The sequence below is a fragment of the Flagellimonas ochracea genome (assembly GCF_009903685.1).
In the GTDB taxonomy this organism is placed as follows: Bacteria; Bacteroidota; Bacteroidia; order Flavobacteriales; family Flavobacteriaceae; genus Flagellimonas; species Flagellimonas ochracea.
The window spans coordinates 80,552-98,328 of the sequence record NZ_JAAABI010000008.1 but is presented as its reverse complement, the minus strand read 5'-3'; the positions used below and the strand labels follow the sequence as shown (position 1 = coordinate 98,328).

The window sequence follows — 17,777 nt, the reverse complement described above, 5'->3', positions numbered from 1 at the left end:
GATTATCAATAATAAATTAGAATTTAAGCAATCCTATTTTCTCAAGCCAGGACCTTACTATTTTATAAAGGTCATATCTCTCCCCTGTTACTGTATTAACAAAACTGTGATCACCATTTTCTAATATTTCAATATCAAAATTCGAGCTGTTCATTTTTTCAAGTGCTCTTAATGAGGCATCTACTGGAATTACCGGATCATTAGTGCCAAAAATCCATAAGGTTAGGGTATTGATTTTTTTTAGAATTTGATGGGGGTCAAACCCTTTGTTCCCATTAAATCCTTTCAGAATTTCATCTGCCTCTTGTATAGATTTACCTGTTGCAGTTCCATCTTCTGTTTGTATGCTGAAATAATCCTCTTCCCCTGCCGAAACAGCTGCACCTTCTCCAATAATAATAAAATCAACTGCATCAGATTTTGAAGCAGCTAATGGCATTATCCATCCCGCTTGACTTCCTCCTATAAGGCCAATTGGCTTTTTTTTCAATTCAGCTCTATTTTTCAACCAATTCAAACCTGCTAAAAGATCCTCTGAGAGCAGATCAAACCAAGCTTCACTGCCTTCAACTGTAAAGTTTTCATACTCACCTGATGACAAACCTGCCCCTCTTTTATCAAAAGCAAGGATTGCCATGTTTAGTTGCGTTCCTATTTTAATGTAAAATGAAAGATCTTCATAGGTTGTAGGTGCAGAACCATGTCCGATTATTAGTGCTCCACTAATCTTATCTAAATCCTTAGGGGTATAATAGGCCGTATACAACTGTACATCTCCATTCTGAAGGAAGAAGTTAGCCCTGTCATAGCCTTCATATGCTCGGTCGACTACTTTTATCAGAGACATTTGGCAAACTGGGCATTCTCCAGGCTTATCATAAAAATGATCATCACAATCAAATGGGCAAGGTGGACACCTATAACGATCTAAATAAAAAGATTTAGTATCACAAAATGTACACTTCTCAATATCTGAAGAGTTTTCCGTCCAGGTTACACTGGTAATTTTCCAATCCTCTTTTACTTTTAGTAGGGACCAATACTCCTTGCCCCAGTTTAGCACTTGACCGTTCGAGTTGAATGAATACAAAAAATCTACGGTTGAAAACTGACCGGAACTTGAAATGGAAACATCATAAAACTTCTCCTCGAACTCACTATTTTTTGCTTTTAAGAATCTGAAGAAAGATATGGGGTCACTACTGAAAAACTTCCAATGGGGATCTTTTTCATAATGGTCTATTTCTGTCTTTCCTTCCCTTATCATAGCCCATGTAATAGAGTCATGCAAAAATAACCTGGACCATTGTTGCTCACTTTCCAGATGAATGATTCCCAATCTAAAATCTTCTATTACCCGTTCTATATCTTCATGCTGAGCCTGAAGATTCAGGCTTAGTAATAGTCCCAAACAATATACATTGTATATGAATTGATTTCTTTTGTACATCTAATTTCCTATTTTGGCAATAATGCCTGAGATTGACACCATAACTTGTTATTTTAATTGAAAGTATTGGAAACGAAATTTGTGAGCATCCTAATTCCTGATATGATACTTAATTGAGTTTTTCCAATTGCTCTCTTACCCACTTAATCCATGCTTCATTCTTCTTTTCTTCGTTTTGTAGTTTTTCGAGCGTTATTTGAAAATTATCGACTGCCTTTTTATTATCTCCGATTTGCATGTAGGATTTGGCTAAACCGTTAAACGCATGGATGCTTTCCGGGAAAATCTCGGTCATGGCTTTGAAGATTTTTATTGCATTAGCTGCATTATCTTTTGCCAACTCTGCATTTCCCATCCTATAGAAATAGCTTTCGCTTACCAGATCGCTATTTGGATAACTTTCTACTATCCTTTGATATTCTGATGAAAAAAGGTTATAGTCCTCTTCAAGAAGGTATTCTATGGGCAACCTTTCGCCTACTTTGAAAAAACTATATTTAACATCAGTGTAAACTCCATTCTGAAAAATTACTGTCAAGTAAGGCTTATTGTCCCAAGGGCTAATTTGATTGAATCTTAATAATCTATTCGACTCATCCACCTTAAAAGTTTTATGACCTAAATGGAACAATTCCAAAGTTCTCCCACCGTCAAAATTTTTGATCCATAGTCGTCCATCCAGATATTCAACAGGAATCAATTCCGCAAAATCATAGCTACAATAATTGCCCGCTAATTTCTTACCGAAGCTTGGGCCGATTGGTTTATATTCTGAAGTATCTAAAGAGACTTTCCACTTATTAGAATCGATGATTTTATCTCTAATTGCGTTTTCAACTGGTATTCTAATTCTATTGCCAGCATTTCCGAGAATCACCATACCATTACCCTCTTCCATTGTACCATACACATAACCTCCCATACCCGTATTCGCACCACCATGTGAAAACCAATCCCTGTTTCCAAATCTATATCTACGCTCCCAACCTAAACTCCAGCCACCCATTACATCAGTCGTAATGACTTCCGTAACTCGATTGGCACAAGAATCAGAAATTATGTCCGTTTTGATTCCGGCTAAAGCTTTTTGGATCTCTATGATAACAAGGGACAATTCCTCGGGAGTACTCCAAAGTCCGGATGGTGCAAGTTGGGGAGTAATCTGTATTCCATCGCGAATCAGGTTTCCTTGGTCATCGTGTGATTTAGCAACATTGGTATAGGCAAACTGTGGTTCATTTGGCTGATAAAAGGTTGTATTCTTTAATTCCAATGGGTCAAATAGGTGTTCTTTGGCGATTTCAGCAAATGATTTTCCCAAATAATCTTCTAGGGCAATTTGCGCAATCACATATGCTCCGCCACTATACCTCCACGAGGTTCCGGGTATATCTAAAAACCGTAGAGCCCTGTTACCGCCAGCTATTTGGCCATTCAAACTTTGAACTGGTGTGGGAATCGAATCTCCCGAATAGAAATCGATGTGACCATGCTGGCTTGTTCCTGCCGTGTGGCTCAATAAATGTTCAAAAGTCAGTTTAATTCCTGCATTTTTTTCATTGACAGGAATCTTCCACCTCTTTAGAAACACCGAAACATCGGCTTTTAGATTAATGAGTCCTTTATCCTCCAGAATAGCAAATAATAATGCTGATATTGGCTTTGCAATTGACGCCGTACAAAAGATGGTGTTTTCGTTCATTTCATCTTTGGATACTGCATCTTTCAGACCCCATGCTTGAAGTTCTTTTATCTTATAGTTTTCAAAAACAGCTAGACTTATTCCATTTATATTTCTGTCTTCCATAGCCTTCTCCATGGGCAATTGGATACCATCGATGTCAATTTCAAACTCATCAAATGAGTTTGCTTTATGTTGTGGGTAAACTTTAAGTGAAACCGCTATAATTAGAAATGTGATTGGGATAGATTTCATTTTGGGATAGATTTCATTATTGATACAAAACTTAGACAAATCATCTCATACATTGATGGTTTCCGGGTATATTTAAGTATTTCATTTCAATTCCTTAATTGGCCTTTGTCTTTAAGGGGAACAAATCCTATTCTATTGTTTGGATAATCAAAAATGATTTTAGAAAAGCCGAGGGCCTTAGTACCCATGAAACCATGGGTATAAAGGTCGGCTTCGCCATCCTCACCTGTCATAAAAATTGCATCTAAATCAAACTGTTTTTCATTAGCGACATCAAACCAGTCTAACACACCATATTCAGCATTTACAGTCCCACCGGCACCAGTAACAGAAGCCTTTATAGTTGCTCTATCATCACCTAACAAACCTAATCGGTCAACGGCAAGCGAATGGAATATCACCCCCTTATTACCAGCACCCGTATCTACCATGAAGTAGCCTTTCTTAGATTCAAATTCGGCAATGACATATGGGACTTTCCAGTGTAGGTACAAATCTTCATAGTTTTTCTTATCCAGTTTATATTTGCCTGGTTCAAAAATTGAAACTTGGCCACTGATAAGGTCCACTTCTATAACGGACCTTATCAAAAGGTCCCAACCTATGACTCCATCAACGGGCCCATTAATGATTTTATTTGCTTTGCTCTTATCTGGATTGTATTCCAACATAGATAATTCATCAATCACCAATGGGCCGATACTAATATTCTGAACGGATCTGACTCCTCTTCTCCCGGAAGTTCCTCCTACTCCCATAACCTTTTTTACTCCAAGCACTGGACAATCCAATTCATTAGCAATTTCTGTACTCAATAGTGAAATACCTGCACCAGAATCAAATAGAAACCATCCATAGGCTTTCCCATTTATCTTTGGTTTTATAAACAAGTTCCCAGACTCTGTTCTAAAAGTTTCTAGTTTTGATTTTTCTTGTGAATTAAATCTAACGCCCAAAGCTGCGTAAGAAGGAGGGTTGAAAATATCCTTGGATATAGATTCCCTACTTACCGACCTGATATGGTAGCCTGTTAGATCAAACCCCCAATCAAACTCTATGCTATCAGGGTAATTGTAACTTTCATATTTATTGGTTCCATGAAAAGAGACTTTTTCTTGTCCAGGGGAATTCGAGGCTATTAGATGAAAGTTATTATTACTGGATTCGACTTCGATCTGGAGCTTCCCAAAAGTTATTTGATTGTCTTCAGTCGTCTCTTTAAAATCAGTTATAAGACCTGAATCAGCAATTATCAAATGTGTCAATGCGAGCAACTCCTTTTCCAGGAATGAAACTTTAATAGGCCCCACTCCGTTTTCAATATAAAATAGGTCTTGACCATTAAATACAATTGTTTGATCCGCCCACCCGTCGATGTTAGAAATAAATCTCCCATCCTCGGATAGCAATAGCTCCAGCGGGAGCATCGAACCTGCGAACTTGGCTTCTCCGGTTAGTTGAAAAACCTGAATTTCGCTAACCGAAGTTTTGCTATCATCTTCGCGGCATGAAAGTGTCAAAAACAAAATCAGCAATAAAAGCATTGAAGTCTTAAAGGTATCTATCATTATGTTATTTAATTAAACGACTTAGCGTAATCTCCCAATTGCATAAACGCCCCTCTCCATGCATTTGCAAAATATTGCTCAGCCTCTTCCCATTCCTTAGACCTCCTCCATCCTGAATGAATTAGTGTAACCTTAGTTTCATCACTTTTTTCCCTAATTAAAACGGTAACCTGGGTTAGAGGTCTCACATTGTTCATGAAATGCTTGTATTGCGTAGGCCCCCTCCATTCAAATGTGATGTAATGAGGTTTCTCAAAAGCAAGAATCTTACATCCTAACGTGCTGTTGTTTTCCGGAATATTCGGTTCCCAGAAAAGCTCATATTTGCCACCAACCTTCAATTCGACATCTGCCTTGGCTGTGAGCCATTTTTCAAGGTGCTTACTTTCTGTGAACATGCTAAATGCTAAGTCGCTGGGGCAATTCAAAATAGCAGCTTCTATTATTATCTTGTCCATCTTTTCATTCTTTTGAGCTATGGAACAGAAAGCTTGAATGGCACATAGAATGGTTAAGAGAATCCTCATTCTGTAAATATCCTAACACAATTCATTTCAAAAGTCCCACATCATGAAATGGGAAATATTTTTGAAATTTTAAAAACAATTATACAATAAAGAAGGGCATATGTATTGATTCCCATGTCCTAATATCATTCAGCGGAAATTAGGAGTTCCCCCTAAGAAGATGGCTTGTACCCGTTACTTACCAATCCGGTTATCAGTTTTTGAGACCCGCCAATTCCTCTCCGATTTTATAAACAAAAGTGGGGGCAGCATCTACCCTATTGGTTAATCCTATCACTATAATGTCCCTTTCAGGTATCCAAACAAGATTTGATTGAAACCCGTTAATCGCACCACTTTTCTTCAGCACCTTAACCTCATTATTTATTTCAACCTTAAATCCGTATGCATTGCCTGACTTTTGATTTGAACCTTCCTTATTCTTGGAAGTTATAAGGTTAACAGATTCCTGTGATAGTATGTTGTTCTCCTCAAGGCCCTTAATCCATTTTAGTAAATCCTCGGTAGTAGAATAGCAATTGCCTGCACCCAATACCCAGTCCAAATCGAACGGGAGATAAATGGCAGGAACAAAATCTCCATTGCGATCAATATTATATCCACTGGCAGAATTGTTTATTAGTTTGTCTGAATTGCCCACCGACGTCGAAAGCATCTCAAGAGGTTCAAAGATATTTTGCGCCAAATAGTCTGAAAAAGTTATGCCGGAGACCTTCTCTACAATGCGGCTTAAAAGTGTATATCCGGTATTACTATAGGCATATTTCGTGCCTGGGGGAAAGGCATAGGTAATGTTATTTATAACATAGTCCATTTTTTCTTCCGGGGATAAATACAGACCGTATACTTTCAGAAATTTCTCCTCTAAGAACACATCCGATATTCCACTGGTGTGCTCCAATAAATGCTTTACTGTAATTGTCCCATTAATACGTGGGAAATACTGATTTATCCTATGGTTCAAATCAAGTTTTCCCCGCTCAACCAGTTGCATTATTGCAGCAGCGGTGAATTGTTTTGATATAGACCCCACGGCATAGACATGATCGGCCTTTGATGGTATTCTATTTTCAAAATTAGCATATCCTGCTGCATCGTTGAACAGAATGTTCCCATGTACAAAAACCAACAAGGACACACCTGGCGAATCCTTATAGCTCTCCAGGTAACTTGAAAAATTGTGTTCAACAGGTGATTTCTTTTTCTGGAAACTGCATAAGACCAAAAGCCCAATGCCAATTAAAGACTTTTTTTTCATTTTTAGATTAAAAGAGTTGCGGACATAAATAAAACGACAAAAAAAAATCGGAGTATCCTACATCATGAATAGGGAAATATTAACAGGGATTTATATATTGAATGGATTTAATCGACCAGCAATGACTTTTACACCGATTGACGTACCGGTTTATATCCTGGCCTTTCAGAGTTTTACAGTTTCTCTATACCTGCTCTTTACAAACAGTGGACAGAAACTGGGCAATCGGTTGTTTTCCTTTTTTTTCATGATAATCTTTTTGAGGATCGTTTTTTATTATGCACGGGGCATTGACCCTTTTATGGGAAGAATCAGCTACGCATTGGCTTTTTTGTACGGCCCCATCGTTTGGTTGTACATAAAGTGTTTGACCGGTAAGTCGAAACTGCAAAAATCGGATGCCTACCACTTGGCACCGGTAATATTGGCTTTTGTCTTTTTCGAACTGATCAGAGACCAGTATGAGCTTAGTGAACTCTTGATTGCACTCTCTTTTTCATCCTATACATTGTTCGCTTATTCGGATGTAAGATCATTTGTTAGAAAAAACAAAGCATTTGAAGCTAACCTAAGATACCTTTTAACAGGATGGTTGAAGATTACTTTGTTCGCATGTTTTGCCATCGCATTTTTTTCTTTGTTGACTTCGATGTTTCAGTTCTGGAACAACTTCAAGCTGGTCCAAGTTGGGTTTCTTGCCCAGACCACAACTTGGTTAATAGTGGTAAACATCTTTATTTACCACGGGATTCCCAGTTTAGATGACCTAATGGAAGATAAAACATCAAAGAAAGAGGTAGACAACAAATATAAAAGCTCCCCCTTGTCGGAGGAAGAAATTGAATACTATTCGAATGAAATCTTGAAGCTTTTGGAATCTGACAAGATATATCAAGATCCAACTGTTAGTCTTACTCATATAGCAGAAAGAATCAGTTTGACTACCAAATCAACTTCTCAAGTCGTTAACGAAGGTTTGGAAACTAACTTTTCCGATCTTATTAATAGTTATAGATTAAAACACGCTCAAAATTTATTGGTGACAAAAAATAATCAAGAAATGAACATTACACAAATACTATATGAAGCTGGTTTCAATTCCAAAACTAGTTTCTATAATTACTTTAAACGAAAAACTGGGACGTCTCCCAAAGATTACAGAGCCCGTTACCTCACCGATCATTGACAGTATGTTATATAGAGTTTGCCACACATGGCATGAGTACTTTGGGATTCCACTCATCAATTTTTCAGCTCATCTTAAGTTAAACAATGATTCAACTATAACAACATTAAACTGTCCTATTCATAAACAATAGATTTAAGTTTTGCCCAAACTTAATTTATCGCAAACTTTTTCCACAAATGGATCAATTTTAATGATTATTAAACTGAAAATTTTTAGTTACATTTATCTTTAAATAAGTTCATCTGATATATGGTTTTAGATAGGTGCGCAAATCGGTGCACACATCTAATAAAGAAGTTTTAACTTTTTGAAAATCAAATGATTGGAGTTAGTATTCTAACCCCAGTCAGGTCACAAAAAGGTTAAGTCTTCGGCTTAACTTTTTTTGTTTTTATACCTAAGTTGCCAATCTAGTGGAATTGATCGATACTTCACCTAACTTGGCAACAGACTCCGATAGGAAGAGAAACATCTTTGGTTTTAATTAGTCCTTCATTTTTTTAGAACAAATTCCATGGTTGAATAGAAGAAGTGCTATTTAATAAACAGAATATGTGAATCGGTACCAGGAATTTTAATCGTCTATTTGAACTTTGGCATCGGTTTATTCGCCAATACATGTTTAATAAAATTAGAGACTTTACTCCTCCTTTTCCTTTTGCCATATCTATGTTGGAAAGTATAATGGCCGTAATCTAATCTTCCCCAAAAAACATGAGCTAGCGTTGCACGGCATACAAGCTGCTAATATGTTTGACAATTGTTTGATTAAATCTTTTGTCCGCTGATAGGCCATACCCATAGTGTGTAAAATAGCCTTTCAAGTCCTAAAAAATTTTAAACGGTCGGTATCTGTTGAATAATTGAAATTCCAATAAAACCCAAGATGAAAAAATCAAATTTCAAAAGCATCTTCCAATAGAAATACTGCTGTAACGGACAGGATTGGAAATAGACATTCGGTTGCCTCCAAATACTGAAATGGAATTGGCTTCCATCCATTTCCGTCGCTCTTTTCTCGAAGCTTATTTTGATGGTTGGAAGTTCATAATTGACCTTTCCAACACCCTTCTCTTTTAAGGAATGCGTATTTATTGCAGGTGTTCTTATACTTTTGGTTGTTTGCCTGTTAATGCTTCTTGATTATTTAAAGGAAAAGATTTACAAACCGTATGTTTTAGTTACAACGACTATACCGATTGTACTTCTGGTATGGGACTATTTTTGGTTATGCAGAATGGTATAAAACTCTGGGTCATTTGATACTGAAATAAGAACTACACAACTACAGATGCCAGAGCCATATAGAAACACTCACTCGAACTTGTCTAATTAAAAACCAAATATTTTTATACTATTTGGCACACGGTTATGCAAAACGGGAGTCCATTATATTTCGAAAAGTCCATTCTTTCAATCCAAAAAACCATTCAATAATATCAAAATCAATAGTATTACTACTTATATATGAAAGTTTAACTATTAATTGTGAATAGTAATAATATTAATATGGAACTTGACATTTATATTTGAATCGAATTTAAAAAACAGTACTATGAGAAAGCAGTTTGTAACCATTGTCAGCCTATGTGCCCTATCTTTTAACTTGTCTGGTCAAGAATCTGAAAGCACTACCATTGAAATAGATAAGAGCCAAATTCTTGTGGAATCCGTCTTGACCAAGGAGGAGCAGGAGGCACTTACCCCAAACGAAGTGTTTGAAAGCCTAAGGTCTGGTAACGAACGGTTTGTGCGTAGCGACCTTACGGCAAGGGACCATTCCGTGCAGATTCGCGAAAGTGTAAGGGCTCAGTATCCTAAGGCGATAGTCCTCTCCTGTGTCGACAGTAGGGTTCCAGTTGAAGATGTTTTCGACAAGGGAATAGGTGATATTTTTGTGGCCAGAGTGGCCGGTAATTTTATCAACAGTGATATCTTGGGAAGTATGGAATTCGCAACTAAAGTAGCAGGGGCCAAATTGATATTGGTGATGGGACATGAGAACTGTGGTGCAATCCATGCCGCAATCGACGGTGCTAAATTGGGCAACATAACCGGTATGCTTGAGAACCTTAGGCCTGCGGTTGCCATGTCAACAGTTACGGAAGGGCCAAGAACATCGAGCAACAGGCTTTTTGTCCACGAGGTTAGCGAGAACAACGTGCGCAACGCGCTGAAAAAGATTGTGGCAGACAGTCCAATCATAAAAGAAATGCTGGAAAAAAAGGAAATAGACCTAAAGGGAGCGGTCTATGATATGGATACCGGGGTTGTTAATTTTCTATGACCACCATTAATATTTATAGGCTTGCCCTCTTCTTGGGGCAGGCCTTTCCAACGGTTCAGTATTGCTTACAACCTTTTAAAGAAGACTTCCAAACTAGCAAAAGCTATGTATAAAATATGAAGCAAACTTTACGCCCATACAGTTGAACAAGACCTAGGGTTACAGATTCTATTATTCCCAATTCTTTTATACGTGGGATTATTGTTTGGTCTTTTTGAATAATATATGATTGTAGACCATTTTACCATTAATCAACCTTTTGAACTGTTATCAAAGTCTTTAACCCCATTTTTACAATAAATCAATCTCTCTATTTCTTTCGTTTAGAAATATCTTTCTTTAATGATATTGATATGATGAACTTCGTGTCCAATAATCGACTTGAGAAAGTCCTCGAGGGTTATTTCAAATTGATTGGCTACCCCTTTTATCCCAAGTTGGCTTTTGGATAGCCCATCTAAAAAGCTGATGCTCCCTTTTCTCACATTTTGAAAGTCAGTGGTCAATTGTTGGAAAGTCATCTCTTCAAAACGACTGTTTTCAACCAAGGAATTCTGGTCATAGCCCCATAATTCCACAGATTCTTTTCTACTAAGTAGGAATGCACGGAAAATCTTTATCCTTTCATGGTCTGTAATGTGCCCTACAACTTGTTTGATACTCCATTTATCAGGTTCATAGCGGTAGGCTGCCTTTTTCTCGTCTATTGATTGCAGGAATCTGAATGTGGACATAGAAGAAAAGAGCGTTTGGCAATCCGTGCTTCTCACAAGGGCATAATAATAGGGAAAACCATCCTTAGGAGTATAATTCATGTTTATTCTGGTATATTTAGATTTAAAATGTGCAAATCTTCTTGATTGAACAGATTATTTTGTTCTATTACATCAACTATAGCGTTTTTACCTGTTTTGTTGAAAGTAAAAATTTCAACTAAGGCTTCTCTCTAGCTTATCCGGTGTTAGCCAGACCTTATCATGCATAATCAGCCTATTATCTGTTTCAGCCAAATATTGGATTTTGTTCCTTACCTCAAGGTATCTTTTAAGATGTTCCGCTCGATTTTCAAAAAGAGCTTCAATACCGTCCACGCAAAGTATAAAATTTCCATCTTCCCCGAACATCTAGGCTTTTATGTCCACATTAAAATTTTCGACGTACAGCATAGTATCTTTTTGATTTACCCCCTTTACAATATTGCGCACTCTATCTGTTTTCGAAACTTCTTGTGATATTGTGAATATTGGCATCAACGCCAAAGCCAACAGGTTTAATAAGTTTGATCTTTTCGTATTTCATGCATCCCTTGTTTAAACTTTTTATTCATACATGTTAAGATAATGTATTCCAAGCAACCATTTAATTAGCTACCATCTATTATGTAAATAGCCTCATGAAACGTTTCTACACTTACATACTACTATTTATTTTCTTTTCTTGCTCAAATTCGAATAAAGATGAAATTGTTTTTGACAGCAATGTTTTTCCACAGCATTGGGAACTAACGGGAATGTCAACAGGTCTATCAGGTGATTTTCTAGAGGGTGATGATTTACCATGGAGGGAAACTATACTTCTTGAAAAGGATAACAGGTTTGTAAAAACAAGACTGGTTGATAACCAAAAGAACGAGGCAGGGGGTGTTTTCGATTTCAGTATAGTAAATGATGAAATGTACCTTGTTTTAAATTATGATGTTGAAACGGACTTGATAGAAAGCTGTGGAACAGAAAATCTTGTCGAAACTCTTTTTATGCCATCAATAATCTCATTGATAGGTGGCTCTGCTCCATGTGATGGGCCAGGACTGTTTTATGAGCGGATGGAATAATTTTCTGAAAAGAAATAAAAAAACATCAATGCAAAAATCAAATGTGGTGTTATTGATGGTATCCACTTCAATACTGGCCCAAAAAGAAGTTTTTGGATAACGATAAAATAACTGTGACGGAAACCTATTTGAGCGCTACATCCGATGGGAACACCACCGAGCAGAAAAAATGGGTGCATGCCATGTCATCGACCACCAAACCACAATGCGGAGGGCACCTGTAAAAAGTCAAGAGAAGATAATACAAGGCTAGAATCAAAGTTTATTTCTTTTTGAAGCAATCTGGGACAGGGTTCTTTCTACTACTTACAATTATCCTCTCCAAATCATTCCAAAAAAATATCTAAAACTGCAGCAATAGTTATTGTTATGGACCATAGCTGGGCTTATTTACTTCGGGATATAAACATTAAAATGGAACAGGATAAACAAGTTAATTGCTAATTAAAACCAAGATCAAATCTCTGTTTTGGTCAAAGCAATCATTATTGCAACTCTATCCTTAAGTAAATTTTGTAAAAATGTCTGAAATGACCACTTTGCTTTAAACCAATTATTGCTACCATAAAGTCAACTTTACTTGAGACTTCCCTCCGCCTATAAACTATACAAGAAATTTCCGATTCTTTTAGATTCCAAGAGGTTATCTCCTAAAGTTCAATTTCCGCATGTGTCTATCTAAAATTTTAAATCAAGATAACAGCAGAAATTTTGCGTGCGATTAAAATAAAAATTGTTGGCGACGTAAAAGATTTTAATCAGAGTGTTCATAAATGCCAACTTAATTCGGTTTTCATTTTTCAATTCGAGCTGTATTCAATGTCCTTTATTCTATAGTCCATAATATTTCAAATAAATACCCATTATGTTCTACAAAAAATTAACTTTTCATAACGACCACACTACTAACGCCAATGCGTATATATTGATATGCGTCCTAGGTCAAAAGAAAGATTTACACTAAGAATCATACTCAGTTATGTGGTACTTGGCATTCTGGCCATACTTGCCGCTTATTTCATTTATGGCGAGCTCAAAAGCTATGCTTCCAGCCAAAACCAAGAGGATGGCAACATTAAGTTGTTAAGGACCAATAAGCTCCTAACCAACCTGTATGAAGCTGAAAGCTTGTCAAAATTGGCTTTGCAGAGTAAAAAGACCCAGGATTTGAAGGCCTTTGCAAAAAAGGTCGACACCATAAATAAGCTTATTGATTCTTTGAAATCTTCTGAGAACACTAAACAAGAAAACCAAGTTTCCAAATTGGAGAGCGTACAGAAACTGTTGAAACAAAAAGTTTTCAATAATGCCGAGCTTCGAAAACTTAAGGTGAAAAACGAAAATGGAGCCTCCCTCGACTCCGTTTTGAGTGCCTTCCATGAAATGGAGGTGAAGATGGGAAGAATTACACCGGAGACATTTGCCCCTAATTTTGGACAATTGACCCCCAAAGCCCAAAAATCCATTAGGGACTATGTGACCATATTGAACAAGAACATTCCTATTTCAAATGAAAATACTGATGCCAACAACATTGATTCCATTCTGAAAGTATCCAAATCCATATTGAACAGGGCCAAGGTCGAAATGGCAATCATGGAACGCTCCCTGATTAAAAAAGAGCTCCAAATCTACCGAACTGACTTAGAACTCTCCCAAAAGATGCGGAGTATACTAGCTGATTTTGAAAGAGAAATGGCTCAAAATGCATATTTGGACAACGTCAATCAAGAAAAAATGCTAAAAAGAAGTACCCGGTTGGCGGGTGGTGCCTTAATACTAGGATTGATGATGGTCATCCTTTTTACCTTTTTGATATCAAAAGATTACTGGAAAATCCAGCTTTATCGGGAACAACTGGAAAAAGAAAAGAAATACTCCGAATCCCTTTTGAAGAGCAGGGAACAATTGATATCGACGGTAAGCCACGACCTCAGAACGCCCTTGAGTACAATCAATGGATATTCTGAATTAATGGAGCATAGTGGAATCAGTTCGAAACAATTGGGTTATCTAAACAATGTGAAATCTGCTTCGGAATATATGGCAAGCTTAGTGAACGACCTTTTGGATTACTCTCGGTTGGGAGCAGGCCAGGTCATTATTGAAAAAATACCCTTTATGCTTCCTCAACTAATCAGTGAAACAGTGGTGTACTTTAATGATATACAAGTCAAAAAAGATATTGAACTTAAGCTAGACATATCGGAGGAACTAAGAAGGCCAATTGTCAGCGACCCGTTTCGTATTCGGCAAATTTTGGCCAATCTTATTGGAAATGCATTTAAGTTCACAGATTCGGGCCATGTAAAAGTATCGGCTTTGGTGGAAGAAAAAAGAGATGTGGCCTGGTTAAAGATTGACGTGATAGACACTGGAATAGGAATCAAGCCGGAAAAACAGAAATTAATTTTTCAAGAGTTTACCCAGGTAATGGATGCTACAGAAGAAAAAAAAGGTGGGTACGGCTTGGGGCTCACCATATCCAAAAAATTGACCGAACTCCTAGGAGGGACATTGACCCTGAAAAGTAAAGAAGATAAAGGAAGTACTTTTTCAATCAATATCCCTATTGAGTTTTCAGAAAAAGACAGGTCAACTGGCATTTCCAAAAAGAAAAATTTTGCAAGCCAGCCCTTATCGGTATTAGTTCTTGATGACGATGACACGCTATTGAGATTAATCACAGAGATTTGTAAAATCAATGAGATACATGTTAGAGCAGTATCAGATTTCATGGATGTTTCCACTTCAGAGTTCCATCAATATGATGTTGTCCTTACCGACATCCAAATGCCGAAGATGGATGGTTTCTTTGTATTAAAAAAGTTACATCAATGGGAGTATGTCAATCCTGTTATCGCCATGACCGGACAACGGGTCTATGACAAATCAATTTATATTGATGCGGGATTCAAGGACGTGCTCCAAAAACCGTTAACTTATTCCTCCTTATTGAATGCCTTGGGCCTAACTGGCACTAAAAAAAAGGAAAAAAGTGGGTCTGACTTTTTTATACCGAAACCTGAAAGCTTGCTGTTCGGCATTGCCGGTATTTCAACTTTTTTGGATAACACCAAGTCCATAAAACAAGTCTTGGAGGTATTTTTGGATACTACAATTGAAAATTTGGAAATGCTTTTTTCTGCTGTCAATAGTCATGATTATGAAGATATACGGTGCATATCGCATAAAATGTTGTCGATGTCCAGGCAATTGGAAATACATAGTGTGGTTCCCATTTTGGAGAGTCTGGAAGTACTTGAAGATGACGCCGAAGCTGAGAAAGTATTCAATAAACTTTTGGAATTAAGAGCAATTCTGCACAAATTGGAAAAAGAAATTCGCTGCTATCTGGTCAAGCTTCAAGGTGGTATTGCTTAATTTTATTATAAAGAGTCTTTCGGGTTATTTGCAAAATCTTGGCCGCTTTACTTTTGTTGAAATTGGCCTGTTTTAGGGCGTTCAATATACTTTCCTTTTCAAATTCAGACTTTGAAAACATTTTGGGTTGCACTGTCCTATTTGGACTTTGAACCACTTCTTCAGCTATGGAATCAGGATACATGATGCTTCCTTCGGTAAATAGAACAGCACGTTTGATTACATTTTTCATTTCCCTGAGATTTCCTGGCCATGGGTAATTATGGAGAATTTGCTTTGTTTCTACAGAGAATTCAATTACTTCCTTGTTCAGCTCCTTGTTTGCCTTATCCAAAAAATAATTTGCGAACAGTAGGATATCCTCTCTTCTATCTCGTAGCGAAGGTACTTCTAAAGAAAACTCATTCAATCTATGATACAAATCCTCTCTAAAATTGCCTTTTTCAACCGCTTCCATCAAATTGTCGTTGGTGGCGGCAATGATACGCAAATCTAGATAGATTTCCTTGGTGCTGCCCACACGTTTTATCTTTCGCTCTTGGAGAGCCCTCAGCAACTGAATTTGATGCTCATAGGACAGATTTCCTACCTCATCCAAAAAAAGTGTGCCCCCATTGGCCGCTTCAAAGTGACCTATTTTATCCTCCATGGCACCAGTAAAACTACCCTTAACGTGTCCAAAAAATTCACTTGTGGCTATTTCTTTGGGTATGGCCCCGCAGTCAACCGCCATGAAACTTTGATTCTTCCTGTTACTGGCTTGATGGATAGCTTTTGCCGTTACTTCCTTTCCAGTTCCACTTTCCCCAGTCAATAGAACGGACATATTGGTAGGAGCCACCAAATTCATATATTGTTGAAGTTTTTTCGAGCTTTCACTCTCGCCGACCAGAAAATATCTTTTACTTGTTTCTTCTCGGGGTGCATCTTTCTTTATAGCTGGATTTCTGTATTCCTTGAGAGAGACAATGTTTAATGCATTTGTGATAACAGACAAGATTTCATCTGGGGTAAATGGTTTGGTAACATAATCGAAAGCGCCCTTTTTCATAGCATTTACCGCAGTTTTCACATCAGCATACCCAGTCATTAGGATTACTTGAGTTTGGGGGTATTCTTCTTTTATTTTGGAAAGTAGAACAACTCCGTCCCCTTTAGGAAGTCTTACATCAGATAGAATTACATCAAAAATTGATTCACGGAGTTTTCCTTGTGCCTCTTTAAGGGAATAGCTAATAGACACATCAAATCGATGCCTGGTCAAAAACTTCTGTAGCATTTGACAAAAGGAAGTATCGTCCTCAATGATTAAGATTTTGGGCATATCTCAGTATCTAATATACGATACCAATTGTTTTTGAGATTGTACCAATCTTATAAAATTGTCACAAAAAGAAAGGACCGCCCCAAGGCAGCCCCTTCCAACCAAACTTACTAACCAAAAGGTTACCAAAACTAACTCACATCTCAATCCAATTTCCTTCAGCGTCGGCATATACGGTTCCACTTGTCCCATCCTCAAGAGATAACTCCAACTTGTACTGGTCGGTTTCATTCTTGTATGCCTTATCGATTTTGGCAGTGGGATAATTCTCCGCGACAGCCGAAGTAACTGCCGTAGGAAGATCGGAGACGCTAATTTCCTCAAAATCCTGGGCAACTATCACGGTTGCTACATCTATTTCCAATTCTGGGGAATCTACATTGGCATAAGAGGTGACTCCTACAAATGCTAGTACGGTTGCAAAAACTAAATTTTTCATGGTATATGATTTTAATTGTTAAACTCAGTTTTTATATGAAAAATCAATACCAAAGAACCCAACTAATATGATATTTAAATTAAGAGTTTGATTATAAGCTTATTACAATAAACCTCATTTTTAAGGACTTGTGTAAATCTGTTTACCAGACCGTTGAAAGTGAGTAAATACTATACATAATTGGGAACATAAAAGCACGAATTTTTGTTGCTGGCTAGAGAGGAGTAGATAAAAAAACCACCTTTTAAGTGTAAAACAGAACTAATTCAGTTTTAATTGAAGGCTTGCCAACCTATCTTACCTTTCTGTCATACTTATCGGCTATAAAACCAATTTTTATAAGAGCATTAGCTTAAAAAAATAACTTGGATTATAAACAATCTTCTAATATGGAAACAGCTAAAAAAGTTTAATTAAACTGATGGTTATATCAGTTCTTTGAAAATAGGGAAGCAAACAAGTGTTTTACCCAGAGACTAGGAGCATCCATATGGATAAAACTTTTAACATCAAATGATCATGATTAATACCACAACCCCAGTTGATCGCTTTTACGACTTCATACAATCTTCAAAAAGCCAATA

The 17,777-nt window shown here is 37.2% G+C and carries 14 protein-coding genes; 5 read left to right on the top strand and 9 right to left on the bottom strand.

All coding sequences use genetic code 11. The annotated features are described in order from the left end of the window. Window positions 1-16: 16 nt before the first annotated feature. The 5 genes from GTQ34_RS15680 to GTQ34_RS15660 all read right to left on the bottom strand — a co-directional run bounded on the left by GTQ34_RS15680 (window position 17) and on the right by GTQ34_RS15660 (window position 6,739). Window positions 17-1,450: a prolyl oligopeptidase family serine peptidase gene (locus tag GTQ34_RS15680; RefSeq protein WP_166524748.1), complete on the bottom strand. Its 1,434-nt coding sequence runs from the start codon at window positions 1,448-1,450 to the stop codon at window positions 17-19. 109 nt (window positions 1,451-1,559) lie between these two features. Next, on the bottom strand, window positions 1,560-3,386 hold the full coding sequence (locus GTQ34_RS15675; protein WP_166524747.1) for a serine hydrolase: 1,827 nt from the start codon (window positions 3,384-3,386) through the stop codon (window positions 1,560-1,562). Between the two features lie 86 nt (window positions 3,387-3,472). After that, window positions 3,473-4,912, bottom strand: coding sequence for an aspartyl protease family protein (locus GTQ34_RS15670; RefSeq protein WP_166524746.1), 1,440 nt, complete (start codon window positions 4,910-4,912; stop codon window positions 3,473-3,475). Between the two features lie 50 nt (window positions 4,913-4,962). Continuing rightward, entirely contained in the window at window positions 4,963-5,412 is a 450-nt protein-coding gene (locus GTQ34_RS15665) for an SRPBCC family protein (RefSeq protein WP_166524745.1), read from the bottom strand. Between the two features lie 262 nt (window positions 5,413-5,674). Then, on the bottom strand, window positions 5,675-6,739 hold the full coding sequence (locus GTQ34_RS15660) for a serine hydrolase domain-containing protein (RefSeq protein WP_166524744.1): 1,065 nt from the start codon (window positions 6,737-6,739) through the stop codon (window positions 5,675-5,677). Between the two features lie 121 nt (window positions 6,740-6,860). Here GTQ34_RS15660 and GTQ34_RS15655 point away from each other — a divergent pair, with 121 nt between their 5' ends. Then, window positions 6,861-7,925, top strand: a complete 1,065-nt coding sequence (locus tag GTQ34_RS15655; protein ID WP_166524743.1) for a helix-turn-helix domain-containing protein — start codon at window positions 6,861-6,863, stop codon at window positions 7,923-7,925. A 1,558-nt stretch (window positions 7,926-9,483) separates the two neighbouring features. After that, entirely contained in the window at window positions 9,484-10,215 is a 732-nt protein-coding gene (locus tag GTQ34_RS15650) for a carbonic anhydrase family protein (RefSeq protein ID WP_166524742.1), read from the top strand. Window positions 10,216-10,538: 323 nt separating this feature from the next. On the opposite strand, the gene GTQ34_RS15645 is transcribed toward GTQ34_RS15650, so the two are convergent. Both GTQ34_RS15645 and GTQ34_RS15640 read right to left on the bottom strand, forming a co-directional pair. Continuing rightward, on the bottom strand, window positions 10,539-11,030 hold the full coding sequence (locus GTQ34_RS15645; protein WP_166524741.1) for a DinB family protein: 492 nt from the start codon (window positions 11,028-11,030) through the stop codon (window positions 10,539-10,541). Window positions 11,031-11,144: 114 nt separating this feature from the next. After that, window positions 11,145-11,339 (bottom strand): hypothetical protein, encoded by a 195-nt coding sequence (locus GTQ34_RS15640; RefSeq protein ID WP_166524740.1) that lies wholly within the window; start codon window positions 11,337-11,339, stop codon window positions 11,145-11,147. A 269-nt stretch (window positions 11,340-11,608) separates the two neighbouring features. Between GTQ34_RS15640 and GTQ34_RS15635 the strand changes: the two genes are divergently transcribed. The 3 genes from GTQ34_RS15635 (at window position 11,609) to GTQ34_RS15630 (ending at window position 15,430) form a co-directional block, all read left to right on the top strand. Further along, window positions 11,609-12,046 carry a hypothetical protein gene (locus GTQ34_RS15635; RefSeq protein ID WP_166524739.1) on the top strand — a complete coding sequence of 146 codons (438 nt, stop codon included), beginning with the start codon at window positions 11,609-11,611 and terminating at the stop codon, window positions 12,044-12,046. 92 nt (window positions 12,047-12,138) lie between these two features. Next, a complete protein-coding gene (locus GTQ34_RS16885; RefSeq protein ID WP_262885625.1) occupies window positions 12,139-12,270 on the top strand; it encodes a hypothetical protein in 132 nt (43 codons plus the stop codon). Between the two features lie 706 nt (window positions 12,271-12,976). Next, window positions 12,977-15,430, top strand: a complete 2,454-nt coding sequence (locus GTQ34_RS15630) for a hybrid sensor histidine kinase/response regulator (RefSeq protein ID WP_166524738.1) — start codon at window positions 12,977-12,979, stop codon at window positions 15,428-15,430. On the opposite strand, the gene GTQ34_RS15625 is transcribed toward GTQ34_RS15630, so the two are convergent. Together GTQ34_RS15625 and GTQ34_RS15620 are read right to left on the bottom strand one after the other, a co-directional pair. Then, window positions 15,405-16,754: a sigma-54-dependent transcriptional regulator gene (locus GTQ34_RS15625; protein WP_166524737.1), complete on the bottom strand. Its 1,350-nt coding sequence runs from the start codon at window positions 16,752-16,754 to the stop codon at window positions 15,405-15,407. The genes GTQ34_RS15630 and GTQ34_RS15625 overlap by 26 nt on opposite strands. A 136-nt stretch (window positions 16,755-16,890) precedes the next feature. Continuing rightward, entirely contained in the window at window positions 16,891-17,193 is a 303-nt protein-coding gene (locus GTQ34_RS15620; protein ID WP_166524736.1) for a hypothetical protein, read from the bottom strand. Window positions 17,194-17,777: the final 584 nt, after the last annotated feature.